The following is a 23747-nucleotide window of genomic DNA, read 5'->3' as shown; positions in this document are numbered from 1 at the left end:
GCCGCTACCGATCAGCCAATGCCAGCTTGGCGCCGAGCATGACAAACGCACCGGCGAAGGTTCGCCGCATCCAGGTCAGCACCATTGGCCGCGAGGCGACATGGCTCCGGATCGAAGCGGCGAAGATGCCGTAGCCGACGAAAACCACGAAGGTCAAAAGCATGAAGACGGAGCTGAGCTCCAGCATCTTCGACAGCGCATTGGGCTCGGTGGTGCTGACGAATTGCGGCAGGAAGGCGAAGAAGAAGATCGACAGTTTCGGGTTGAGCACGTTGACGAGGATGCCGGTGGCAATCACCTTGCCGGCCGAGCGCGGCGCGACATTGTCCTCGACGCTGAGGCCGCCCTTCTCCTTCAGCGTGTTCCAGGCCATATAGAGCAAATAGGCGACGCCGAGATATTTCAGCGTCTCGAAGGCGACCGCGCTGGTGTGCAGCAGCGCCGCAAGGCCGGTGATGGCGGCGGCCATGTGCGGGATGATGCCAAGCGTGCAGCCGAAGGCGGCAATGATCGAAGCCCGCGCACCGCGCGAAAGTCCGGCGCTCAGCGTGTAGAGAACGCCGGTCCCGGGCGAGGCCACGACGATCAGCGACGTCAACAGAAACTCGATGCTCACGATGGTTTCTCCATGGCCTGCCCGACATGGAAGCTATCGGGTGGCGCAAGGTGAGGCAAGCGGCGGTGATTGGCGTTTCCTTGCGCCGCAAAGCGGGGGATGGAACTACCCCACCGCCAGCCCGTGCGCGGCCCTTGCCATCAGGCACTCCTCGTCGCCAGGCATGCAGGCACGGCACACATCCGGCCGCGTTTCATAGATGCCGCAAGCGGTCGACTTGCCGACTTCGCCGGTCAGGGCCGAACAGCGCACGCCCTCACAGCGCATGCCGGACAGGTCGAGGGCTACATATTTTTCAGGGATGCGGTCGAGCTGCGCATCGTCCTCGGTGGAGAAGCGCGGCCACTCGGCCGAATAGGAACAGCACGCGCCGCAGCTCTGGCAGTCGAAGAGCGGTGCGGCGTCGCGTTGTGAGGAAAGGCTTGCGGCAGCGACGAGGGCGAGCAGGCCCGGCGCGGCAGGATTGCGATCGGCGTCCCGCGGCAAGGCGCTATTTCTTCTTGCCTGTCTTGCGCGCCGGCGATTCGACCGGTGACTTGAACAGATCGGTCGCGGGGTCGGCGGCTTCGCTGGCTTTCGCGGCCGCCGGCTTGGCCGGCTTTGTTGCGGGAGCCGGTGCTACCGGCTGGTCCTTGGCGGAGAATTTGATGGCCATGTCAGTCCTCGTCGGCGAAACGCGATGATGGGGCGCGCGGATTGCGCAAGCGGCCGATCAGCGCCGAAACCGCCGTGATGTTCATTTCCTCGGGCGACCAGTTCCTGGCTTCCGCGATGTGATGCGGCGCCAGTTCGCGATGCGTGCTGCCGCTATAGGCGGCATCCTGATAGGTGACCCGCTCCAGGGTCTTCTTGTCCTCGCGAACGTATTCGATCAGGTAGTTCGGGGCCTCGGCGCGGCCGCGCACGCCGACGCGCACCTGGGCATCGCCATGGGCACGCTTGCAGCGTTCGAGCTTCTCCAGCACACGGCGAACATATTCGACCGGCTTGTCCAGGGTTTCGACCATGTCGGCGATGGTCGCATCGGCCGCGATCGGCGTTGGCGGTACGCGCTTGGTGGCCATCAGCGTTTTCCGGCTCGTTTCGGCTGCGCCGCGAGTGCAGCGGCTGCCGCCATCTCTTCCGCTTCCTTTTCCAGGCGCAGCTCGCGCAAGCGGGCGGTCTTGGCTTCCCGCGCCTCGCTGACGGCATCCCGCTCGGATAGGATGCGATTGAGCGACATCGACTGGGTTTGCGTCTTGCTGAACAGCGACACCGCCGGATCGGCGGCGGTCTTCGAATGGGCGGTCAAAATCTTTCTCCTGTCAGGAGCCTGGTGCCGATAGGGCGAGACCGGGTCTTCGGTCGGGACCACGCACAAAGCAACACGGCATCGGGTTCAAAATTGCTAAGGCGTCCCTTAGCACGTTCGGCCCGATGCGCAGCGCATTTTCGGTGGCAGCAAGCGTAAAATGAAAAAGGCCAGGCACCGCCTGACCTTCCCTGGAGCGCCGCGCACCCTTTTTGGATGCACAAGGCAAACCCCTCATGCGCATGATGTGTCTTGGAAACTCAGGTTTCCAAGACCACGCGCCAGAATTCGCCCTTCACCAGTGCCAGTACATCCGTGGTCACCGGGAGGGCTGAATTCGTTCTTCAGGCCGCCTTCAACTGGTCGGCGGACATCTTGCCCGACTTGTTGTCGCGGACCATCTCGTAACCGAGCTTCTGGCCCTCGACGATGTCGCGCATGCCGGCGCGCTCTACGGCCGAGATGTGGACGAAAACGTCGGCCGAGCCGTCGTCAGGCTGAATAAAACCAAAACCTTTGGTGGCGTTGAACCATTTAACTGTGCCGGTGCTCATAAACGAACCCTTTCCATGGCAAATATTCGGTAATCGCGGTGCGACTGCACAGCGATTTTTGTCTCGATTTTTGATGGGGAAGTTCGTCAAAGGCGCGCATGCGTGCGCGGATAACAAAAGTCAGTCAAACAAATATCGACATAGTTCTTCTAGACTGCTTTTGCCGCCGAGTCAATTTCTGGTTTTCCAAAAGCCCAGATTCAATTTCAGGTTGTCACGCGAATAGAGCCTCAACTGATGAACGGCAGAAAGACCAGCCTCCCGCAAAAAACCACACAACCCTGGAACCAATCCCACGCCAGCGCATTTCTTTGGGTCAGCAATTTCAGAGAGCAAGCTCAGGGATGCTGACAAAAGGACGCCTCCCGCACAATAACCGGTGCGAGGGGCGTTCTTATTTGTGCCTGAGATGCTCGAGGCGCTATGGCCGGAGCCGGGCCGTTAGCTCGCGGTGTTGCCTACATAATCGTGCTGATCATCGGCAGAATCTCGTAGCGGAAGCCGCGGCCTGACCTTGCCACTGGATCGCCATCGGTCACCGCCTTTGCCTCGGCCTCGCTGCCGGCACGCAGGATCAGCAGGCCCCAAGGGCCGGCCGGATCGGCGACCGGGCCAGCCAAGATCATGGTGCCCTCGCACAGCTTGGCGCGCAAATAGTCGGCATGCCGGCTCATCAGCTCCCTCTCCTCGTCCGTCATGGTGAAGGCGAAGTCTGGCCGCGGTGGGATCAGCCGGCAATGGAAGATCCTTGTCGTCGCGGCTTCACGTGGTGCTTCGTTGCTGGCCATCGATCCTCCTCCAGAGCGAAATCTTATTGCCGACCTTTGTTCGGTCTATTCGTCCGGCCCCGGCTCCGGCCATGGCTCCTCCGCCGCCTCTGCATACCAGTGCCGCATCGCCGGCATTGCCAGCACGGCGTCGACATAGGCCTTGGTGTCGGGCGCGAGTTCGCCGCCATAGGTGTCGAAGCGGGTGACGACCGGCGCGTACATGGCATCGGCCGCGGTGAAGTGGCCAAACAGGAATGGACCGCCCTTGCCGTATTTCTCGCGGCACTCACGCCACAGCGCCTCGATGCGTGCCCGCTGCACCTCCCCTTCGGCGTCGAGCGGCTTGTGCCCCTTCGGCCGCCGCAAATTCATCGGCCAGCCATAGCGCACCTCGCGAAAACCGGAATGCATCTCGGTTGCCGCCGCGCGCGCCAGGGCACGGGCGCCGATATCGGTCGGCCAGAGCTTTTTCTCGGGAAACAAGTCAGCGAGATATTCAAGGATGGCAAGGGTTTCCCAGATGATCCTGCCTCCTCCCTGCAACGGCTTGTGATTCAGGACGGGCACCTGACCGGTCGGCGACACTTTCGCCAGATTGGCAAAGGTCTCGGGCGTGCGCAGCCGCACAAAACCTTCCTCGAACGGGATCTCCAAATGCCTCATCGCCACCCATGGCCGCAGCGACCACGAGGAGAAGCATTTGTTGCCTATGTAGAGCGTGAATTCCGCCATTTTTCTCCCCATGCGCGCGGTGCGTCCGCGCAACCTATCCTGCCAGCCTTGCCACCGGAAGCGGGTCCGCGCAGCCATCTTGTTCCACGACCACACCTGGAACTTAACCGACACCGGTCCGTTTGTTCCCGGCGGACGAATTGCCCCGAATTCAAACTCCCGGGAGATGCGGAACATGGTGAACAAGGATCAGGTCGCCGGTCTGGCCAAGCAGGTCAAGGGGTCGGTCAAACAGGCTGCCGGCAAGGCGACCGGCAACAGGCGGACCCAAGCCGAGGGCATGGCCGACAAGGTCGCCGGCAAGGTGCAGAAGGCCTATGGCGACGTGAAGGACAAGGTCAAGAAGGCGTTCTGATCCCGCATCGAGACATGTCGTGGCCTTTCGGAAAGGCGGCCGCCAAGGGCCGCCTTTTTCACGTGCTCCAGCCCTTGCTGAAGGCGTTGGTGAAGTTGACCCCGCCTTGGTCGTCGGTCGCCTCGCCCAGCGCCACGTCCATGCCATCGCTGGTCACCCGGGCCACGGCGAACCCTCCCATATAAGCGGCCTTCGGCTTGAACAGGTCGAGCCCGTCACGGCGGTAGATCAGCGGTGTGTCATGCTGGTGGCCGTGGAAAATGCCGACGACATTGTAGCCCTTCAGCACCGCCAGCAGCGCCTGCCTGTCGGCCTCGCCCCACCAGTGCGGCGCACCGGCGCCCTTTTCGTCGTAGGTGCGCTTGGCGGGATCCCATCGCTCCGTCGAAAACGTGTCCCAGCCGTAGTGCTGGAACAGGATGACGGGGCGGCCATCCGCCGCATAGGTCGCCAGATCCTGCTTGAGCCAAGGCAGGCTCGAGTCGGCGCCGTGACCGGTGTCGCCGGTGAAACGATGCGTCTGGACGAGGTGCAGGCCGCCCCAGTCCCATGAATAGCAGTCAGTGTCGACATCGTAGCTGGTGGCCGGCACCGGTGGCTTGAAGAACACGCCGGGGCGGTGGTTGACCTCGACATAGTCGCGCAATTCACGCCGGTACCAGTCGACATGGTGCGGCGGACCGTTCTGGTCGAGATCATGGTTGCCGAGCCCGACATAGACCGGCATGTGGACGCGATCCGGGCCAACGCCTTGGCTATAGCGCTGGCTGAACTGAAGCAGTTGCGTGCCCTCGCTCGGCTGGGTGATCTGGCCACCGCCATCGTCGGTGATGTCGCCGCCGACGACAAGACCGAGCGGCATGCCGATCCGGTTGCCGGCCGAACGCAAGCCGGTGGCGACGCCGTTGATCTCGGCCGGCCAGTGCTTGTCGTTGATGGCGTTCAGCGCCGCGACATTGCGCAGCAGCGCGACGTCGGTCTTGCCCTCCTGCTGGCAGTTGGGGCTGAGGCCGCTTGCCATGCGGCAGGCATGGACATCGGCGATGAACAGGAAGGTGGCGTCGATGGGCTGGATGCGCTGCCCGGTCTGGCCGAACGCCGGGCGTGAAAGCGCGCCGGCCGCGGCAAGACCCGCGGCCTGCATCAGAAAGCTGCGACGTGACAGCAATTGTGGCCCCTGGTGATTCATCATCGGTGGAATTTCAGCACAAGCGACGTCCGTCCGTCCAGTTTCGGCAATACCGGCACTGCCTTGACCATCGACATCGCCATGAACGTCTGCCAACTTCTACCTGCACTTGTATTTGCAAGAGACTGGGGAGCGTCATGAAGAGCGCGCTTTTCGGCATGGCATTGGCGGTTCTGCTGCCGGCAGGTGTTGCATTTGCCGGTCCATGCGTCGATGCGAAGTCCGCGAAAAACGGGTTCACCCTGGCGCGGCCAGGCATTCAAAGCGAGTTTCGGCCCGTCGCCGGCGGGATGATCTCCGTCGCCAACACCTATGAGTCGCAGTCACCGCAAAAGCAGTTCCTGTTCGCTGGCCTGATCGAGGTTTTTCGCGACAGCGACACCGGCCGGCTGGCAATGATCCCGTTTTTTCCGACCTGCGAAAACTGTTTCCGCTGAAGGCGGGAACCAAGAGCACGATCGAGTTCGTCGAGCTGTCGCCGGACAAGCAGCCGAAGGCCACCAAGACGCTGACCCTGGTCGTCAAGGGCAAGGAAACCTTCGGCCTGGGCGGCTGCAAATACAACGTTCTGGCTGTCAAGGAGACCTTCAAGAACGGAGCCGGCGAGACGCTCGATACGTTCACCGCGCTCTATGCGCCCGATCTGCAGGCGTCCCTTGCCCGGCGCTATGATGAAGGCACCAGCGCGGAATCGGTCAACGGCTACGAGACGATCAAGCCGCTGGCCGAGTAGAGGGTCCATGGCGCGAAAGAAGCCTTTGGACTGGTCTGATCAAAAGCGGCTTGGACGGAAGTTCGCAAGCAGCGGATGCTCAATGCCGCTGGCGATCTCGCCGGCAAGCAGCTCGCCCGCGATCAGGCCAAGCGTTGCGCCGCTGTGGCTGAAGGCAACATAATATCCCTGGATATCCTTCAACTGGCCAAAGACCGGCTCGCCGTCTCCGGGGATCGGCTTGGGTCCGACACCGTAGCTTTGCAATTCCAACTTCGGATGTCCCTCGATAACCTTCGAGGCTTCGTTGAGAAGCCCCTGGATGGTCGAAGTCTTTACGCTATAGGTGCCGTCCAAATTGACCACCACCTCTTCTTCAGACCAGGCGGAATCGAGCGCGAGGGCTCCGTCCGGCGTCGGCCGGATGGCGACGCGCGGCGTGTTGAGCACGGCCCGAAGGGGCAAGTCGACCGGCTTGGTCCTGACGAGCAGCGCGATCGGCGTCCCATCGGCGATATACTGGCGGGAGTCCGCAACCATTCGCGGCACATCGCCGCCGGTCGCCAGGAGTACCGAGTCGGCAGCAAGGCTGACGCCGCTTGTCGTAGTGACGCCGGTGGCACGACCGTCGACGACCGTGACCGCTGCGCTTCCGGCATCGGTGACCAGTTGCCCGCCACGCTCCACGAACTCCGCAATCAATATCTCGATCAGCGACGGCAGGTCGACCCAGCCCTCGCCGGGATTGAAGATCGCGCCTTGAGGTGTGACGGCGCTTGCTGCGACACCTGGCGTGACCGAGGCTATGGCGTCCGCGGACAGATGTTGCGCGTCATAGCCGAGGTCTTTTTCGTGGGCGAAGACATCGTCGATCTCGTTCGAGGCGTCATCCGCGTCCCATGTCAGGCCACCGTCGAAACGCAGCCAGGCGGCATCCGGGTATCTCGCCGACAGCGTCCGGTAGCGGTCGATACCGATCATGCGCAGGCGATGATATTCAGCCGATCGCTTGCGCGCGGAATTGAGCCAGGCGAGCGAACGGCCGGAGGCTCCCTTGGCGAGCGGTCCATCATTGACCAGGACGGTTTGGATGCCGAGCCTTGCAAGATGAACGGCCGAGGAGACGCCGAAAATGCCGCCCCCGACAACAACGACCTTTGAGACCGAACGTGGTGTAGCCATGGGATATTCTTTCACTGGTGAGGTTGGATTGGAGCCGTCTCGGGGCTCATGCGCGATCAAAGCACTTCGGCAAGGAAGTGCTTCAGACGCGTACTTTTCGGCGTGTCAAAGATCGCGGCAGGCGTGCCGACCTCGATGACGCGGCCTTCATCCATGAAGGCGACCTGATCAGCGACTTTGCGGGCAAAGCCCATTTCATGCGTCACCACGACCATTGTCATGCCGCGCCGGCCGAGGTCCGCCATCAGGTTGAGAACGCCCTTCACCAGTTCGGGATCGAGAGCGCTCGTCACCTCGTCAAACAGGATGACCTCCGGGTCCATTGCCAGCGCACGGGCGATTGCCACACGCTGCTGCTGTCCGCCGGAAAGACCGCCGGGACGATGGTGTTTGCGGGCGGCAAGGCCAACATCAGCCAGGCGCGCCTCGGCGATGCGCTCGGCCTCCTGCACCGGAATGCCCTTGATCTTGGTCAGCGACAGCATGACGTTTTCCAAGGCCGTGTGATCGGGAAACAGATTGAAATGCTGGAAAACCATGCCGACACGCCGGCGCAGTTTTTCAGGCTTCATTGCCAGTATGCTCGCGCCGTCAAGCAGCACGTCCCCGCCTTTGGGTTCGACCAGGCGATTGAGGCAGCGCAGCAGGGTCGACTTGCCCGACCCTGAGGGGCCGATGACACAGGTGACCGTCCCCGGTTTGACCTTCAGGCTGACCCCCTTGAGGACATCGAGATTGCCATAGGCCATGTCGAGACCGGTGATGGTGAGACTGCCGCCCTTGAAGCGGGGAAGCGCAGCGTTGCCTTCAGGGCCGGCCTCGGAGCGCGGGCGGCTGATGGCGCTCTCCAGTTCGCTCACTTCGGCGAGGCCGCTGGTGACGAGGCCGGCCTTTTGCTTTCCGACGCGCAGCGAATTGTCGATGTAATTGACCACATGGGTCAGCGGCACGGTGATGACGAGATAGAAAACACCGGCCAGAAGCAATGGAGAGAGGTTTCCGGTGACCACCGCCTGGTCCTGACCGACGCGGAAAATCTCGCGCTCCGACGCGAGCAGACCGAGAAAGTAGACAAGGCTCGAATCCTTGACGTTGCCGATGAACTGGTTGACCAGGGCCGGCAAGACGCGGCGGATGCCTTGCGGTATCACGATCAGGCGCATGCCTTGGCCGTAGCTCATGCTGAGCGCCCGGCAGGCCTCCATCTGCCCGCGCTCGACGCTCTGGATGCCCGAGCGGAAGATTTCGCCGATATAGGCGCCGGCGATCAGGCTGAGGGCGAGAATGCCAAGCGGATAGGGCGAAGGGCCAAAGATTTCACGGCCGATGCGGGCAAAGCCCTGGCCTATCAGCAGAATCGTGACGATCGCCGGAAGGCCACGGAAAATATCCGTGTAGACCCGGGCGGGAATGCGCAGCCAACGCGATTGCGAGATGCCCATGACTGCCAGGATCATGCCAAGAATGACACCCAGCACCGTGGACGCGGCCGCAAGGATCAAGGTGTTCTTCAATCCGATGGTGATCATGCTGGGCAGCACGTCCGCCATGGCCTGCCAGTCGAGGAAACTGCGCCGCAAGTTTTCAAGCCAGTCCATTCGCCCGCCTTTCGTTTGCGCTGTCCGCATCGTCCGCCATCAAGCACGGCGGCGTAAGGTCCGGCCGCCGACTTTTGTGCCGGCGGCCGGGTGCGGTTACTTCTTGGGGAGATACTGGTCAGGCATCGGCGAACCGGGGAACCACTTCTCGTAGAGCGTCTTCCAGGTTCCGTCCTGCATGGCCGCGTGAAGGGCGGTGTTCAAGGCGCCACGGAACTTGTCATTGCCCTTGCGCACCACGAAGCCGGCCGGGGCATCGAAGGACGGGATGTTGATTGCGATCTTCAGGCCGGGATAGCGCTCGCCATACTGCTTGGCGGCCTCATAATCGAGGAAATGCGCGTCGACGGTTCCATTGTTGAGTGCTGAAACGGCGGAGTTGTTGTCGGGGAATTTGACAAGATCGGTTCCGACAAAGTTCTTCGCCGCGTAGATTTCCTGGAGCGTCCCCTGCACGACGCCGAGGCGCTTGCCCTTGAGCCCGTCGGCCGACGTGATCGCCTTGTCCGAGGTAAGCACAGAAAGATAGCCCGCAAGATACCCGTCTGAAAAATCGACGGTCTTCTTGCGCGCTTCCGTCGTGCCGATCGCCGCGACCGCGACGTCGAAGCGTCCGTTCGCAACCGAAGGCATCAGCGCCGAGAATTCCTGACCGGTGAAGATCACCTGGTCCGGCTTGAATCCAAGGCGGCTGGCGACGTTGCGGAACAATTCGATGTCGAAGCCGGTGAACGTGCCATCCGCCTGGGTGAAAGCGTAGGGTTTGGCATCGCCCATCGTCCCAACGGAAATGACTTTCGCATCAATAAGACCATAGGGATTGTCATCCGCGGCGGCTCCCGAAGCCAATCCGGCGCCGATGCCCATGGCCAAAAGAGCCACCACACCGATCCGGATCGGTGACATCAACGACTTAAGAATTCCTGTCCTGCTCATGTCTTCTCTCCACTCTGAAGGTCTGTTCTTGTTGGTATTTATGTCGAGCCCGCGCTTGACATCGCCCGCCACCGCGACCGCTGCATGTGCAGGATGTCCCGTTACGCCTACCGGCTCGCAATTTTCTTCAAAGAGACCGGTCTCTTATTGATTGAGACCGGTCTCTTTGATAATCGTTATCGCCAGATTGACCTTCCGTCAACAACTCTTGTAGTCGTTCATCCGATGAAAAGAACCGCGCCCAAGACCCCGTCGATAACGGTCAGCGATGTCGCCCGGGCGGCAAACGTATCGAAAGCGACAGCCGCGCGCGTGCTCGGCGGATACGGCGTCGTCAGCGATACGATCCGCGCGGACGTCATGGCCGCGGCCAAGGCGCTGGACTACCGTCCGAACGAGTTGGCTCGCAGCATGACGACCGGCCGGTCCGGCATCATCGGGGTGGTTGTCGGCGACATCGAGAACCCGTTCTTCAGCCTCGCGGTGCGCGGCATCAGCGATGCGGCAAGGGCAGCCGGGTTCAACGTCATTCTGGCCAATTCCGGCGAGAGAATCGACGTTGAGAAGGCAGCCGTGCGGCTGTTGATCGGCAAGCGCGTCGACGGGCTGATCGTCACGCCATCGGAATCGCGTGACATCTCGCACCTGCGCGACATCCATCGTTCAGGCCGGCCGCTTGCCCTGCTTGACAGGGCGCTGCCCGATCTGGACGTCGATACAGTCACGGTCGACGATCGCGGCATCGCCATGCGGGCGACCCGCATTCTTGTGGATGCCGGACACCGCAACATCGCCTATGTGACCGCCGTCGACGCCGAAGGGCATGAGTACCGCGATCTCGGACAGATCTACACCTCGTCGGTTCGCGAGCGCATCGACGGGTTCCTCACAGTGTGCCGGGATGCCGGGATCGATCGGCCAGAACGCTATGTTCGGCTTGGTGCAACAAGCCCCGCCGAAACGCGCAGGGTGGCCGACGCGGTGCTGTCCGGCGCAGATCGGCCGACGGCAATCCTTGCATCCGACAGCGTCATAGCGCTGGAGATATTCAAGGTGATCCGCCAACGCGGCTTGCGGGTTCCCGAGGACATTTCGCTGATCACCTTCCATGATGCGGACTGGACGAGCGTGACAACGCCACCCATTACCGTCATCGACCAGCCCGTCTACGCGCTTGGCAAGAGTGTCGCGGAATTACTCATCCGGCGGTTGAAGGGAGATCCGCGCCCTGCGGAAAGGCTCATTCTGCCAACATCGATCTTCGAGCGCGGGTCGGTTGGCCCGCCCTCGAACGCCATCGTCAAGCGCGCGTAGCTGCGGCTCAGGCTTGGCCGAGTGCCGCCAGACAGTCGCGCAATGGGCCTGCGTCCTGCGCCGTCTTGGCCATTGACATGGCGCCGGAATAGCTGGCGACGGCAAGTGCCGCAAAATGCTGGGGATCGATGCCTTGCTCCCTGCCCTCCTGCTGGTCGGCTTTGATCTTGTCGGCGATCGCCTGGCGCCAGGCCGCGAAGATGCCGGCAAGGGCAGCGCGGAAATCCGGATCGGCGAGCGACAGTTCATGCGCCAGATTGTTGAGCGGGCAGCCGCGCACGAAACCCTGCTGCTCGAGTTCCGCCGCGACAGCCTCGAACACGGCCCGCACCCCTTCGCGCGCCGAAGCTGCCGTCTTTACCGGCGCGATCCATGTCGCCTCGACCGCTGCCGCCACGCGCTCTTCGATCACCGCCATCGCCAGCGCCTTCTTGGTCGGGAAGTGATGATGCAGCGCGCCGCCGCTGACCTTAGCCGCCGCCATCAGGTCGCCGAGGCTGGACGCGTGATAGCCGCGCGCCTGAAGCGCGGCCTCGGCCACATCGAGCACTTTCCGGCGCATACCTTCGGGGTCGTTGACGCGGTTTCTTGGCCTTGGGCCTGGTCGATTGGTCATCTCTGCTGACATTGCGCGACAATAGCAAGTTGACAAAACAGGACAACCGGTTTGTTTATAAACAGGATGATCACCCTGTTTTTGGAGACTGCCGATGAACCTGCCCCGGAACGCCGCTCCGCAGGCCGCAATGCTTGCCTCACCCGTCGTCGAGTTGAGGCAGTACACCTTGAACCCAGGGCAGCGCGAAACGCTGATTGCCCTCTTTGACCGGGAATTCATCGAGAGCCAGGAGGCGACTGGAATGACTGTCATCGGCCAGTTCAGCGATCTGGACCGTCCGGACATGTTCGTCTGGCTGCGCGGCTTCGACAGCATGGATGTCCGCAAGGAGGCGCTGGCCGCCTTCTACGACGGCCGGGTCTGGACAGCGCACCGCGACGCGGCCAATGCGACGATGATCGATTCCGACGATGTGCTGTTGCTGAAGCCGGCATGGCCGGGCGCAGGCTTCGACCTGTCAAGGCTTCAGCGGCCGGCTTCTGCCGAGCAGGAAAACTCCAGCAATGAGAACCGTTTGGGCGGTATTGTTGTCATCCGGATTCATCATTTGCGATCGGAAGCAGAGACCGAATTCGCCAGTCGCTTCGCGGTGGAGGCGGCACCCATGATGAAGGCGCACGGCGTACGCCTGCTCGCCGCCTTTGTCACGGAACATGCTCAAAACAGTTTTCCGCGGCTGCCGGTGCGGGCCAGCGAAAACGTCTTCCTTTCCATCGCCCGGTTCGACGGCACCGAGGCGCATGCAAGCCAGGAAGCCGCCCTCGCCGCCGCGCCGGCATGGCAGGCCTTCTGGCAAACCGCTCATCTTGATCTGGCCAAACCAATCGAGACCTTGCGGCTGTCGCCCACGTCGCGATCCCTGGTCGGGCGTTAGAGCAATTCCAGGAAAAGTGTGAACGGTTTTCCGTCCGGAATTGCGTCAAAACGAAGATTTAGAGCAGTCCGCCGTTTCCGCGAAACGGTGAACTGCTCTAGGCTTCGAATGCCTCGATGATGGCCCGAGCGACAAAGGCCGGGTCCTCCCAATGCGGGTTGTGGCCACATGCCTCGGCACGCAAGAGGCGTGCCCCCGCCAAGCAACGCGACAGCGCCTGCTGGTGCGCCTCACCGAACAGCGGGTCGCACCCGCCGGCGATTATCAGCGTTGGGGTTCGCACTCCCTGCGCCGCACTGGTCAGGTCGGCGCGGCAAATCTCCTCCAGGATGGCGCGCCAGCGCGCCGCGGGCATGGCCGATGCGTCTTTCGCCAGGCCGGCGAGAAACGCCTGGGGCACGCCGGGCCGGCAGGCATGCCACCAGTCATAGAACGGGTCGGTCGGCGATATCGGGTCGCGCAGGGCCTGCACACCCGCGACCAGGGGATGATCCGATGCGAAATCGGGCTTCAACGTGCCGGCCATGACCACCAGTCCGCCGATGAGTTCCTTGTACCGCGCAGCCAAAGCGATGGCCACCATGGCGCCCAACGAATGGCCGACGACAACAGACTGATCGAGTTGCAAATGCCGGATCAGGGCCGCAATGTCATCGGCGAAGTCGGCGATGCCGAAGCCCTTGCCCGGCGACGACGCGCCATGGCCGCGTAGATCGAGCATGATCAGCCGGCGGCCGGCCAGATGCGGCGCCAGGAGCGAAAAGCTGCGGCTGGTGTCGGTGAAGCCGTGCACCAGAACCAGCGCCGGCTCGGCGCCCGAGATCTCGACATAGGCGATCTCCAGGCCGGCTGGATTGATGAATTGCTTGCGATCGGCCCAGGCGTCCTGCTCCGCCCAGGCATCCGGGGCCGCTTCCAGCGTGACCGATGTCACAGGCCGAGCTTCTCCTTGACCGCGGCAAGGCCGGGCTTGCCGTCGAAGGTGGTGACGCCGGCGAGCCAGGCGTCGAGGCGGCCCTTGTTCGCCGTGATCGCCTTCAGCGCCCCGTCCTCCGGCTTCATGCCGTCATTGATGAGGTAACCCATGCCGACATTCTCGAAATCGATGTCGAAGGCGAGGTTTTTGAGGAACTGCGCGACATTGGGGCATTGCTGCAGATAGCCCTTGCGCACCTGCGTCGTCACCGTCGCGGCGCCGAAATTCGGGCCGAAGAACTTGTCGCCGCCGGTCAGATATTTGAAATCATACATGGTGTTCATCGGATGCGGGGCCCAGCCCTGGAAGACGATGAACTGCTTTTCCTTGATCTCATAGCCGACCTCGGAAAGCATTCCGGCCTCGCTCGACTCGACCACGTGCCAGCCATCGAGACCGAGCGATGGATCGGCGATGGCGTCCATCATCAACTGGTTGGAACCGGGCTCGATGCCGTACATCTTCTTGCCGAACTTGTCGGCGAATTTGTGCAGGTCGGCGAAGTCCTTGACACCGGCATCCCAGACATAGGTCGGAACGGCGAAGGTGTATTTTGCGCCCTCGAGATTGACGCGGACATTCTCGACCGAGCCATCCTTCTTGTAGGGCTCGTAATAGGTGACCATGGCCGGATCCCAGTAGCCGAGGAACAGGTCCAGATCGTTGTTCTTCATGCCTTCGTAGATGACGTTGATGCCGAGCACCGAGCTTTGCGGCTGGTAGCCGAGCGCATCGAGCAGGACGTTGGCGACGCCGGTGGTGAAGGCAAGATCGTTCCAGCCCGGTTCGGCCATGCGGACCGCCCTGCACTGCTCGGCCTCGGCTGCCTGAGCCGCATGAACACCCAGCGTCAGGGCTGCAATACAGACGCCATTTGCAAGCATGCGGACCATTTAGATTCTCCTCGTCATCAGTGATTTTGACCAATTGGTCTTTTTATTGTCCCGCCGGTCAATTCTTGATCTGCACGGACGAAAATGTCAACGTGGATTCGCAATGCCTGGATGGAAGCCGTGAAACTCAAGCGTCTCAGCGACATACGCCGCAAGGAGTTGCGGCAGGCCGCCTTCGCGGTGCTGGAGCGCGAAGGCATTGCGGGTGCTACCCTGGAAAAGGTGGCCGCCCATGCCGGCGCCTCCAAGGGCATCGTGCTGCACTATTTCCGCAACAAGCAGGAATTGTTCGAGCATGCGATGCGGGAGGCCAACGCCGTGCTACGCGACGCCGTGGTCGCCCGGCTTCGCCAGGCGCGCACGCCGATGGAGCGGCTCGATGCGGTGATCGACGGCAATTTCGAGGAACATCTGTTCCTGCCGCCTCTTTGCCATGCCTGGCTTTCGCTGTGCGCCGAGGTGCCGCGCGACGAGAAGCTGGCGCGTATCCAGAAGGTGCTGCACGCGCGTATGCGTTCGAACTTGTTGTCCGGCCTGCACGGCCTTGCCTTGCCCGGCGAAGCCGACGAAATCGCGCTTGGCGTCACCGCGCTGATCGACGGGCTTTGGCTGCGGCTCGGCCTGGAACCAGGCAGCGTCTCGCGCGAACAGGCGATCCGCCAGGTCAAGGATTTCGTCGCCGCGCGCCTGGCCATGCACCAGCCTGCGACCGTCGGCGCGTAGACCTGCCCTGGCTGCCAGCTGGCCGTACTTGTCCCATCCGAGCATCGGCAGCCGGAGAACGCAGCTAATCCGCTGGGCCGCATCGGCCGCCCGGACGACCTCGCCGGCATGGCGGTTTATCTCGCCAGCGACGAGGCTGCCTGGACGAGCGGTGGCATTTTCGCGATCGACGGCGGGTACACGGCGGGGTGAGCTACCCGGCCGCTAGGCGCCGACAATTTCAGTGGCGACGCTTTCCAGAAATCCAAGAGCCTCTATCGCCTCCAGGATCTGGTTGCGAACCCAGCGATGAGGCGGCTCGTCGTCGTGGCGCGCGTGCCAGTACATCCTGACTTCAGGAACAGCAATGGGAAGTGGCGGTTCAAAGATGACGAGGGGCAAAGTCTTCGCGGCCCAAACCGCGAACTGCCTAGGAACCGCGGCGAGGTAGTTTCCGTTTGCCACTGCCAATGCGACAGCCTGAAAGTGCGGCAGTGCCAGGCTTACACGACGCGTTCGCCCGATCTTGCGAAGCGCCTCGTCGGTGGAGCCCGACATCGAGCCATCGATAGAGCGAAGGACGTGCGGCAACTCGCAGAAAAGCTCGATCGGCAGAGGCTCGCCTTCCGCGATCCCCGCCTGCCTGATCGCAGCGTTGTCGTCCGCGGCGATGACAGCGAATGGTGAATGGAACAGGGGCGTGCTTGAGACCCAGTCGGAGACCTCCAGCGGACGCTCGAGCGCTGCGTCGATTTCATCGTCCTGAAGCAGCCGCGAAACGTCGCCGCGAGCACTGTCCAGAAAGCGGAACGACACGCGAGGCGCTATCACAGCGATGCGTGCCGCCAGAAACGGCATCAGCAGCATGGAGAAGAAGTCTGCCCCCATGAGCGTGAAGGTTCGGTCGAGTTCCGCCGGTTCGAAGTTTCTTGACGACTGGAAGACACGTTCGATTTCGCGAAGTGCCGCGCGCAACGGCTCCGCAAGGCTCTCGGCGCGCGGCGTCGGCATCATTTCATTGCCGCGTCGCACGAACAACTGGTCGTTGAGGATATACCGCAAGCGATTGAGCGCAGCGCTGACGGCTGGCTGGCTGAGGCCGATCTGCTCGCCGGCACGCGTGACGCTTCTTTCCCGCAGGAGTGCGTCGAACACCTTGACGAGATTGAGGTCGAGCGCGTTCAAATTCATCAGATCAATTCGCCCCATACGATCATTCGATTTCCGTTGCCGGCATGTCTTTGGTTAGGTCGTCGTCGGCACAGCCCAGTCGGCACAGGCAACAGAAGGATCAGACAGCCATGACAATGACCCCCGGGACCATCACAGGCAAGGAACTCCTCTGGTTCAACAACACGCTTGTCGCGATCCACGTCTCATCGACCGCAGGAGAAGACGGCATCTGCGTCGTCGAGCATCGCATGCCTTACGGCGACTCTCCGCCGCTGCATGTGCATCGTCGGGAAGACGAAGTGTTTTACATCCTGGACGGAAGATTGCGCTTTCAGATCGACGGCCGCGAACGCATCGCGGACGCCGGCGAAACCGTCATTGCACCGAAAGGCCTGCCGCACACCTACCGGGTTGAGTCGCGCGAAGGGGCGAACACCCTGACCATCACACGCGGTGCGGATTTCGAAACGCTTCTGCGTCAGGCGGGCCGCCCCGCCAAACAGCCGGAGTTGCCGCCGCAAATGGAACCGACGCCGGAACTCATCGCGGCACTGGTGCAGCTCTGCGCAAAGAATGGCATCGACGTTGTTGGTCCGCCGCTAGAGCAGGATGATTTCAGGTCGAATCGACCTGAAATCTGAATCTGCCTCTAACTCAAAGAGATAGAGGCGGATGCCATCCGAAAACCGCTTCACACTTTTCGGCATCATGCGCTGGCCTGATTGGTCGTTCAGGACATTCACCTCGGCAAGCCGACGCGCGCCTCCGCACTCTTTCCTTACGGGAGAAGGCGGAGGCGTTCCTTCAACCGATTTGCATCCGTCTCGCGCGCAATCTCCGCTTGAAGCCATTTGTGCAACGCGATACGCCGTTGCCGACTTCGACAAGGAGAGACCCGTGACCGCTGCAAAGACCAGAACCGAAACCGATACGTTCGGCCCCATCGAGGTTGCCGCCGACCGTTATTGGGGCGCCCAGGCGCAGCGTTCCCTGGGTAATTTCAAGATCGGCTGGGAAAAGCAGCCGGCTTCGATCGTGCGTGCGCTGGGAGTGGTCAAGCGCGCCGCGGCCGAAGTGAACATGGAGATGAAGCGGCTCGATCCGGTCGTCGGCAAGGCGATCGTCGACGCCGCCCAGGAAGTGATCGACGGCAAGCTCAATGATCATTTCCCGCTGGTGGTCTGGCAGACCGGCTCGGGCACGCAGTCCAACATGAACGCCAATGAGGTGATCTCCAACCGGGCGATCGAGATGCTGGGCGGGGCGATGGGCTCGAAGAAGCCGGTGCACCCAAACGACCACGTCAATATGAGCCAGTCGTCGAACGACACCTATCCGACGGCCATGCATATCGCCTGCGCAGAGCAGGTCGTCCATCATCTCATCCCGGCGCTGCATCATCTGCACAAGGCGCTGGACGCCAAGGCCCGGGCCTTCAATCACATCATCAAGATCGGCCGCACCCATACGCAGGATGCTACGCCGCTGACGCTGGGCCAGGAATTTTCCGGCTATGCGGCGCAGGTCGCCTCCTCGATCAAGCGCATCGAAATGACGCTGCCCGGCCTGCAGGAACTGGCGCAAGGCGGCACCGCCGTCGGCACCGGCCTTAACGCGCCAGTCGGTTTTGCTGAAAAGGTGGCCGATCGCATCGCCGCCATCACGGGCATCGCTTTCGTCACCGCGCCGAACAAGTTCGAGGCGCTCGCGGCACATGATTCCATGGTGTTCTCGCACGGCGCCATCAACGCGGCGGCTGCAGCACTCTTCAAGATCGCCAACGACATCCGCTTCCTCGGTTCAGGCCCGCGCTCGGGCCTCGGCGAATTGTCGCTGCCGGAAAACGAACCCGGCTCCTCGATCATGCCGGGCAAGGTCAATCCGACCCAGTGCGAGGCAATGACGCAGGTCTGCGTACAGGTGTTCGGCAACAATGCGGCGCTGACCTTCGCCGGCAGCCAGGGCCATTTCGAGCTCAATGTCTACAATCCGCTGATGGCCTACAACTTCCTGCAGTCGGTGCAGTTGCTTGCCGATGCATCGGTCTCCTTCACCGACAATTGCGTCGTCGGCATCGTCGCGCGGGAGGACAATATACGTGAATCACTGAACCGCTCGCTGATGCTGGTGACGGCGCTGGCGCCTACCATCGGCTACGACAACGCCGCCAAGATCGCCAAGACGGCGCATAAGAACGGCACCACGCTGCGGGAGGAAGCGCTGGCCACGGGGCTGGTCAGCGAGGCCGATTATGACCGGCTGGTGCGCCCGGAGGACATGACGCATCCGGGGTAAGGTGCTTTTCTGCGGGAGAATTTACTCCCGCCCCCGCATCACCCGATACGAATTTCGCGCTTTTTCGCCGTTCGCGGAAACGGATAACCTGTGAACAATGTGTCGCCGCATCAGCGGCTTTGGTGAACAGTCGGCATCGTCTATCTCAGGGTCATTCAACCCATTCGGAGAGACACCATGTCCATCAACACTTCCGCCGCAGGCGCCGGCACCGCGTCCAACAGCTCTGTCACCATCCTGCTTGGCCGCATCCTGCTCGCGGTCATTTTCCTGCTTTCCGGTTTCGGCAAGCTCACCGCCATTTCCGGCACCGCTGCCTACTTTGGCGGCCTCGGCCTGCCCGCTCCGACCGCAACGGCTGTGGTCGTTGGCCTGATTGAACTGCTCGGCGGCCTCGCCATCCTCGTCGGTTTCCAGACCCGTGTCGCTGCCTGGGTGCTCGCGATCTTCACCGTCGCCACCGGGCTGGTCGCCCATACCGGCTGGGCCGACCAGATGCAGATGATCCAGTTCCTCAAGAACCTCGCCATCACCGGCGGCTTCCTGCTGCTGGCCTCATCGGGCGCCGGCGCCTATTCGATCGACGCCAAGCGCGGCTGAACCTTCCCTCCCAAGCCTCGACAAAGCGGCGCGGAATTTTCCGCGCCGCTTTTTCGTTGTCTGGAATAGCCGGTCCGGTTTCGGCGGAGGCCTCACAGGCGTAGACTTCGGGCAGCCGGCTCGAGCCCAGAGGGCGCCGGCAAGGGAGGTGGCCATGACCCGCGATGCTTTGCTTCTGGTTTCGCGACTGCTGTTTGCCGTGCTGTTCGTACCATCCGGCTTCCAGGCGCTCGCCAACATTGCCGGCACATCCGATTATTTCGCCGGCCTAGGCCTGCCGCTGCCGACGCTCGCCGCCTGGGGCATGGGCCTGTTCGAGCTGATCGCCGGCTTGCTGATCCTCATCGGGTTTCAGACACGGATCGTGGCGCTGCTTTTGGCGGCCTTCTGCGTCGTTGCCGGCTTCATCGGCCATCACGGCCAAGGGGCCGGCGATGCGATGCTCGCCTTCCTGCACCAGCAGATGCTGATGAAGGACATTGCGATATCAGGCGGCTTCCTGGCGCTGGCCATGGCCGGCGCCGGCGGCTGGTCGGCGGACGGGCGCGGTTTCGCTATCGGTGCGGACGTAACCTGAGCCTCAGTCAGCAAGAGCGCCCTATTTGACCGACACGCTCGGTCCGCCCTCGACCGCCAGCACGAGCCTGCGGTTGCTGATCCGCGCCAGTTGCGCCAGGCGGCCGGCCGGTCGCTCGCCATAGAGATCGGAGAGCGATGCCGGCAACACCAGCGCCAGCACGCCGTTGGCGCGCTGCTCCCATTTCAGCCTAGGCATGATGCCGGGCATCGAGGCCGTCAGCAGGTAGACCACCCGCATCATCGCCGCCAGCACGCGAGCCCGCTCGAGATAGCGCGGCGTAGCCAGCGCCTTGATTTCAGGTGCGATGGATTCGTTGAAGATGCCGTCGTGACGATAGGCGTTGGCCAAAGCCAGGAAGGCGCGGCCGGGATGGTCGACGCCGAAGAAAGAGGCGTGCGCTATGATGTTGAGCGATTGCCTGCCGCGATATTCCGGGTGCGCGCGCCAGCCGATGTCGGCCAGCAATGCGGCAGCGTGGCGGTAGCGCGCCTCGTCCTCGGTCTCGTCGATGCCGAAGGCCGCGAAGGATTTGGCCGTCCAGTCGACCAATTCATGCGCATGGGTGAACGAGCGCGAGCGCAAACGGGCGAGTTCCTCGGACGCCGAGATCAACGGATCGGCCTTCTGCTCGGCCTCGTCGAGCAGCGAATAGAGGAAGCCTTCGCGCACGCCGAGCGCCGAGACGATGATCTTCGACGGCTGCATCGCCGCCATGATCTCCTGCAGCACGATGGCGCCATAGGGCAGCAGCGAGCGGCGGTTCTTCGAGACGCCCTCGATCCCCTTGACCTTCTCGATCTCGGCCTTGGCCACCTGCTTGAGAAAATTCGTCGCGCTGTCGGCCGACATCTCGTAGTGGTGCATGACGCCAAGCGGGTAGTTGGTCATCTCCATGTGCAGGCGGGCGAGGTTTCGCCAGGTGCCGCCGACGGCGTAGAAGGGCCGGCCCTGCCCGCCTTTCAACAGCTTCGCGCGCGCCAGTTCGTCGCGCGCGATCTTCTGTGCCTGGGCAAGCGAGTTCTTCGCCATGTCCTGCAGGCGCAGGCCGCCGAGCGGCAGCGTTATGCCGTCGCCGATCGCCTCGCCATTGACGTCGACCAGTTCGAGACTGCCGCCGCCCAGATCGCCGGCGATGCCATTGGCCGGGTGGAAGCCGGAGATGACGCCGAGCGCCGAATAGTAGGCTTCCTGGCGGCCGCTGATCACGCGGATCTCGGTCTTGAGGACCTCTTCGGCGCGATGGATGAAATCGGGACCGTTGATCGCCTCGCGCGCGGCTGCCGTGGCCAAGACATACATATGCTCGGCGCCCGCCTGATCGGACAGCGCGCGAAAGCGGCGGAACTCTTCCATCGAGCGGGTCACCGCCTCGGGGTCGAGTTTTCCGGTCGAAACGATGCCACGGCCAAGACCGGCGAGCATCTTTTCGTTGAACAGCATGGTCGGCGAGCGCGCCAGCCCCTCATAGACGACGAGGCGGATCGAATTCGACCCGATGTCGATGATGGATAGCGGTCGGCGGTCCTGCAGCCGGCCCTGGGAATCAGACAGCATCAGGTGGACGCTGCAGCGTTCTTCTTGCGGCGCTTGAACTGCGCAATGCGCTTGGGCGCGTGCGACTTCAGCGCGTCACCCCGTCCCGACAGGCTCGGATTGGTCATGAAATATTCCTGCGCGTTGAACGGTTCCTCGCCCTCCTCAAGCACCACGCGCCGGGAGGTTCCATCAGCCAATACGTCGAAACTTTGCTGATTGTCCATGATATTGCCCAGCATGATCTGGCCCAAAACCTGTTCATGCACAGTTGGATTGGTGATCGGCACCATGGTCTCGACGCGACGGTCGAGATTGCGCGGCATCAGGTCGGCGGAGGAGATATAGACGATCGCCTCGTCTGAGGGCAGGCCATAGCCATTGCCAAAACAATAGATGCGGCTGTGTTCGAGGAAGCGGCCGACGATCGACTTGACCCTGATGTTTTCCGACAGGCCCGGCACCTGCGGCCGCAGGCAGCATATGCCGCGCACGACGAGGTCGATCTCAACCCCGGCGCGGCTGGCATCATAGAGCGCGTCGATGATGATCGGGTCGACCAGCGCGTTCATCTTCATCCAGATGCGCGCCGGCTTTCCCTCCAGCGCATGGGCGACTTCGTCGGAAATGTGGTGCAGGATGCGGTTGCGCAGCGTGAATGGCGAGATAGCCAGCCGCATTTCGGCGGTCGGCTCGGCATAGCCGGTGATGAAATTGAACAGCTGGGCAACGTCGCGGGCGATCGTCGGATCGGTGGTGAAGAAGGACAGGTCGGTGTAGATACGCGCGGTGACCGGATGGTAGTTGCCGGTGCCCAGATGCACGTAGTTGCGCAGCTTGCCGTCCTCGCGCCGCACCACCAGCGACATTTTCGCGTGGGTCTTCAATTCGAGGAATCCGAACACGACCTGCACGCCTGCGCGCTCGAGGTCGCGCGCCCAGCGGATGTTGGCTTCCTCGTCGAAGCGCGCCTTTAGCTCGACCAACGCGGTCACCGACTTGCCGGCTTCGGCCGCGTCGACCAGCGCGCGCACGATCGGGCTGTCGTTGGAGGTTCGGTAAAGGGTCTGCTTGATCGCCACCACTTCGGGATCGGCCATGGCCTGGCGCAGGAACTGCACGACGACGTCGAAGGATTCGTAGGGGTGGTGGACGATGATGTCCTTCTCGCGGATGGCGGCAAAACAGTCACCGCCATGCTCGCGGATGCGTTCGGGAAAGCGGGGATTGTAGGGCGTGAATTTCAGGTCGTCGCGGGGAACAGCGACGATCTCGGAGATCTGGCTGAGCGCCAGCGGACCGGTCAAGACGCTGATGCGGCTCGACGAGACGCCGAGCTCGCCGGCCACGAAATCGCGCAATTCCCCAGGCATCAGCCTGTCGAACTCGATGCGGATCACCGAGCCACGGCGCCGCCGCTTAAGCGCCGTCTCGAACAGGCGCACCAGATCTTCCGACTCTTCCTCGACCTCAATATCGCTGTCGCGGATGATACGGAATGTGCCGGAGCCCTTGACCTCGTAGCCGGGGAACAGCTTACCGATATAGAGACCGACCGCCTCCTCCAGCGGGATGAAGCGAACATGGTGCTTGCGATCGGGAAGCCGGATGAAGCGCTTCAGCGCCACCGGCAGGCGCAGAAGCGCGCTCATCTCCTCGCCATTCTTGCGGTGGCGCAGCTGCAGCGCCATCGAGAAGCCGAGGTTGGGAATGAACGGGAACGGATGCGCCGGGTCGATCGACAGCGGGGTCAGCACCGGAAACACCTGGTCCTGGAAATGCTCTTCCAGCCAGACCTTCTCGTCCTTGGTCAGCGCATCGCGCGTAATGCTCTCGATGCCTTCCTTGTTGAGCAGCACCGTCAGAGCCGAAAGGCTCTTCTGCTGATCTTCCTGCAGCCGCTCGACCTCGCGCAGCAGCTGTTCGAGCTGCTGTTCGGGGGTGCGGCCGTCGGGGCTTTTCAGCGTGATTCCTTCGCGCACCTGGCCGGCGAGGCCGGCAACGCGCACCATGAAGAATTCGTCGAGATTGGCCGCCGAGATCGACAGGAAGCGAACGCGCTCCAGCAGCGGATGGTGGGTGTTCAGCGATTCCTCGAGAACGCGACGATTGAATTGCAGCCAGGAAAACTCACGGTTGACGAAGCGATCCGGGTTGCCGCCCTCTGAACTGGCCACCTCGACATTGACGAATTCGCTCTGCACCGGCTTCAGTTCGTTCATTGTCCCTGCCCACAACCGTTCCCTTGGAGCG

General features: G+C 62.5%; 28 protein-coding genes. 10 read left to right on the top strand and 18 right to left on the bottom strand.

The features are described 5' to 3' along the window. Positions 1–4 precede the first annotated feature (4 nt). The 8 genes from AB4Z43_RS13225 to AB4Z43_RS13190 form a co-directional block, all read right to left on the bottom strand. Positions 5–616: a LysE family translocator gene (locus tag AB4Z43_RS13225; protein ID WP_019857424.1), complete on the bottom strand. Its 612-nt coding sequence runs from the start codon at positions 614–616 to the stop codon at positions 5–7. Between the two features lie 105 nt (positions 617–721). Continuing rightward, on the bottom strand, positions 722–1102 hold the full coding sequence (locus AB4Z43_RS13220) for a YkgJ family cysteine cluster protein (RefSeq protein ID WP_019857423.1): 381 nt from the start codon (positions 1100–1102) through the stop codon (positions 722–724). Between the two features lie 4 nt (positions 1103–1106). Beyond that, a complete protein-coding gene (locus AB4Z43_RS13215) occupies positions 1107–1271 on the bottom strand; it encodes a hypothetical protein (RefSeq protein WP_083246704.1) in 165 nt (54 codons plus the stop codon). Position 1272: 1 nt separating this feature from the next. Continuing rightward, entirely contained in the window at positions 1273–1680 is a 408-nt protein-coding gene (locus AB4Z43_RS13210; protein WP_010915422.1) for a hypothetical protein, read from the bottom strand. Beyond that, complete coding sequence (locus tag AB4Z43_RS13205; RefSeq protein WP_027046702.1) at positions 1680–1907, bottom strand: hypothetical protein; 228 nt, start codon at positions 1905–1907, stop codon at positions 1680–1682. Before AB4Z43_RS13205 ends, AB4Z43_RS13210 begins: the two co-directional genes overlap by 1 nt. Positions 1908–2251: 344 nt before the next feature. After that, the gene (locus AB4Z43_RS13200) at positions 2252–2461 is read right to left on the bottom strand and encodes a cold-shock protein (protein ID WP_010915421.1); all 210 of its coding nucleotides are present in this window, start codon (positions 2459–2461) and stop codon (positions 2252–2254) included. A gap of 458 nt (positions 2462–2919) precedes the next feature. After that, positions 2920–3249, bottom strand: a complete 330-nt coding sequence (locus tag AB4Z43_RS13195; protein ID WP_019857420.1) for a YciI family protein — start codon at positions 3247–3249, stop codon at positions 2920–2922. Positions 3250–3294: 45 nt separating this feature from the next. Continuing rightward, positions 3295–3963 carry a glutathione S-transferase family protein gene (locus AB4Z43_RS13190; protein WP_441937831.1) on the bottom strand — a complete coding sequence of 223 codons (669 nt, stop codon included), beginning with the start codon at positions 3961–3963 and terminating at the stop codon, positions 3295–3297. A gap of 166 nt (positions 3964–4129) precedes the next feature. On the opposite strand from AB4Z43_RS13190, the gene AB4Z43_RS13185 reads away from it, so the two are divergent. After that, positions 4130–4318, top strand: coding sequence for a CsbD family protein (locus tag AB4Z43_RS13185; RefSeq protein WP_019857418.1), 189 nt, complete (start codon positions 4130–4132; stop codon positions 4316–4318). 58 nt (positions 4319–4376) lie between these two features. Here the strand turns inward: AB4Z43_RS13185 and AB4Z43_RS13180 are convergent, their stop codons facing one another. Further along, the gene (locus tag AB4Z43_RS13180; RefSeq protein WP_441937829.1) at positions 4377–5510 is read right to left on the bottom strand and encodes a metallophosphoesterase; all 1134 of its coding nucleotides are present in this window, start codon (positions 5508–5510) and stop codon (positions 4377–4379) included. Between the two features lie 155 nt (positions 5511–5665). Here AB4Z43_RS13180 and AB4Z43_RS13175 point away from each other — a divergent pair, with 155 nt between their 5' ends. Beyond that, complete coding sequence (locus AB4Z43_RS13175) at positions 5666–5944, top strand: hypothetical protein (protein WP_441937827.1); 279 nt, start codon at positions 5666–5668, stop codon at positions 5942–5944. 335 nt (positions 5945–6279) lie between these two features. Here AB4Z43_RS13175 and AB4Z43_RS13170 read toward each other — a convergent pair whose 3' ends face one another. The 3 genes from AB4Z43_RS13170 to AB4Z43_RS13160 form a co-directional block, all read right to left on the bottom strand. Beyond that, entirely contained in the window at positions 6280–7401 is a 1122-nt protein-coding gene (locus AB4Z43_RS13170; RefSeq protein WP_441937825.1) for an NAD(P)/FAD-dependent oxidoreductase, read from the bottom strand. Between the two features lie 56 nt (positions 7402–7457). Further along, complete coding sequence (locus AB4Z43_RS13165; RefSeq protein WP_027046698.1) at positions 7458–8999, bottom strand: amino acid ABC transporter permease/ATP-binding protein; 1542 nt, start codon at positions 8997–8999, stop codon at positions 7458–7460. A gap of 96 nt (positions 9000–9095) precedes the next feature. Beyond that, positions 9096–9935, bottom strand: a complete 840-nt coding sequence (locus tag AB4Z43_RS13160) for an ABC transporter substrate-binding protein (RefSeq protein ID WP_027046697.1) — start codon at positions 9933–9935, stop codon at positions 9096–9098. A gap of 225 nt (positions 9936–10160) precedes the next feature. Between AB4Z43_RS13160 and AB4Z43_RS13155 the strand changes: the two genes are divergently transcribed. Beyond that, entirely contained in the window at positions 10161–11249 is a 1089-nt protein-coding gene (locus AB4Z43_RS13155; RefSeq protein WP_064984876.1) for a LacI family DNA-binding transcriptional regulator, read from the top strand. A gap of 7 nt (positions 11250–11256) precedes the next feature. On the opposite strand, the gene AB4Z43_RS13150 is transcribed toward AB4Z43_RS13155, so the two are convergent. Beyond that, positions 11257–11865, bottom strand: coding sequence for a TetR/AcrR family transcriptional regulator (locus AB4Z43_RS13150; protein ID WP_441937822.1), 609 nt, complete (start codon positions 11863–11865; stop codon positions 11257–11259). 94 nt (positions 11866–11959) lie between these two features. Between AB4Z43_RS13150 and AB4Z43_RS13145 the strand changes: the two genes are divergently transcribed. Next, entirely contained in the window at positions 11960–12742 is a 783-nt protein-coding gene (locus tag AB4Z43_RS13145; RefSeq protein WP_019857410.1) for an NIPSNAP family protein, read from the top strand. Positions 12743–12839: 97 nt separating this feature from the next. Here AB4Z43_RS13145 and AB4Z43_RS13140 read toward each other — a convergent pair whose 3' ends face one another. Both AB4Z43_RS13140 and choX read right to left on the bottom strand, forming a co-directional pair. Next, positions 12840–13676 carry an alpha/beta fold hydrolase gene (locus AB4Z43_RS13140; protein ID WP_441937820.1) on the bottom strand — a complete coding sequence of 279 codons (837 nt, stop codon included), beginning with the start codon at positions 13674–13676 and terminating at the stop codon, positions 12840–12842. Next, the gene (choX, locus tag AB4Z43_RS13135) at positions 13673–14611 is read right to left on the bottom strand and encodes a choline ABC transporter substrate-binding protein (RefSeq protein ID WP_019857408.1); all 939 of its coding nucleotides are present in this window, start codon (positions 14609–14611) and stop codon (positions 13673–13675) included. The genes AB4Z43_RS13140 and choX overlap by 4 nt, the downstream gene beginning before the upstream one ends. 84 nt (positions 14612–14695) lie before the next feature. Here choX and betI point away from each other — a divergent pair, with 84 nt between their 5' ends. Both betI and AB4Z43_RS13125 read left to right on the top strand, forming a co-directional pair. Next, positions 14696–15334, top strand: a complete 639-nt coding sequence (gene betI, locus AB4Z43_RS13130; RefSeq protein WP_020628828.1) for a choline-binding transcriptional repressor BetI — start codon at positions 14696–14698, stop codon at positions 15332–15334. A gap of 108 nt (positions 15335–15442) precedes the next feature. After that, entirely contained in the window at positions 15443–15526 is an 84-nt protein-coding gene (locus AB4Z43_RS13125; RefSeq protein ID WP_245307261.1) for a hypothetical protein, read from the top strand. A gap of 12 nt (positions 15527–15538) precedes the next feature. Here the strand turns inward: AB4Z43_RS13125 and AB4Z43_RS13120 are convergent, their stop codons facing one another. Next, on the bottom strand, positions 15539–16504 hold the full coding sequence (locus AB4Z43_RS13120; protein ID WP_441937818.1) for a LysR family transcriptional regulator: 966 nt from the start codon (positions 16502–16504) through the stop codon (positions 15539–15541). A 110-nt stretch (positions 16505–16614) separates the two neighbouring features. Between AB4Z43_RS13120 and AB4Z43_RS13115 the strand changes: the two genes are divergently transcribed. The 4 genes from AB4Z43_RS13115 (at position 16615) to AB4Z43_RS13100 (ending at position 19958) form a co-directional block, all read left to right on the top strand. Then, the gene (locus tag AB4Z43_RS13115) at positions 16615–17127 is read left to right on the top strand and encodes a cupin domain-containing protein (RefSeq protein WP_069091854.1); all 513 of its coding nucleotides are present in this window, start codon (positions 16615–16617) and stop codon (positions 17125–17127) included. A 256-nt stretch (positions 17128–17383) separates the two neighbouring features. After that, a complete protein-coding gene (fumC, locus tag AB4Z43_RS13110) occupies positions 17384–18781 on the top strand; it encodes a class II fumarate hydratase (protein ID WP_441937816.1) in 1398 nt (465 codons plus the stop codon). A 177-nt stretch (positions 18782–18958) separates the two neighbouring features. Further along, positions 18959–19381, top strand: a complete 423-nt coding sequence (locus tag AB4Z43_RS13105) for a DoxX family protein (protein ID WP_019857403.1) — start codon at positions 18959–18961, stop codon at positions 19379–19381. A 154-nt stretch (positions 19382–19535) separates the two neighbouring features. After that, entirely contained in the window at positions 19536–19958 is a 423-nt protein-coding gene (locus AB4Z43_RS13100; protein WP_441937814.1) for a DoxX family protein, read from the top strand. Positions 19959–19979: 21 nt separating this feature from the next. Here the strand turns inward: AB4Z43_RS13100 and ppx are convergent, their stop codons facing one another. Then, positions 19980–21515, bottom strand: coding sequence for an exopolyphosphatase (gene ppx / locus AB4Z43_RS13095; RefSeq protein WP_064984881.1), 1536 nt, complete (start codon positions 21513–21515; stop codon positions 19980–19982). Further along, complete coding sequence (locus AB4Z43_RS13090) at positions 21515–23716, bottom strand: RNA degradosome polyphosphate kinase (RefSeq protein WP_027046695.1); 2202 nt, start codon at positions 23714–23716, stop codon at positions 21515–21517. Before AB4Z43_RS13090 ends, ppx begins: the two co-directional genes overlap by 1 nt. Positions 23717–23747: the final 31 nt, after the last annotated feature.

The organism is Mesorhizobium sp. 2RAF45 (assembly GCF_052115225.1).
In the GTDB taxonomy this organism is placed as follows: domain Bacteria; phylum Pseudomonadota; class Alphaproteobacteria; order Rhizobiales; family Rhizobiaceae; genus Mesorhizobium; species Mesorhizobium jarvisii.
This window is presented reverse-complemented; position numbering and strand designations above follow the sequence as displayed.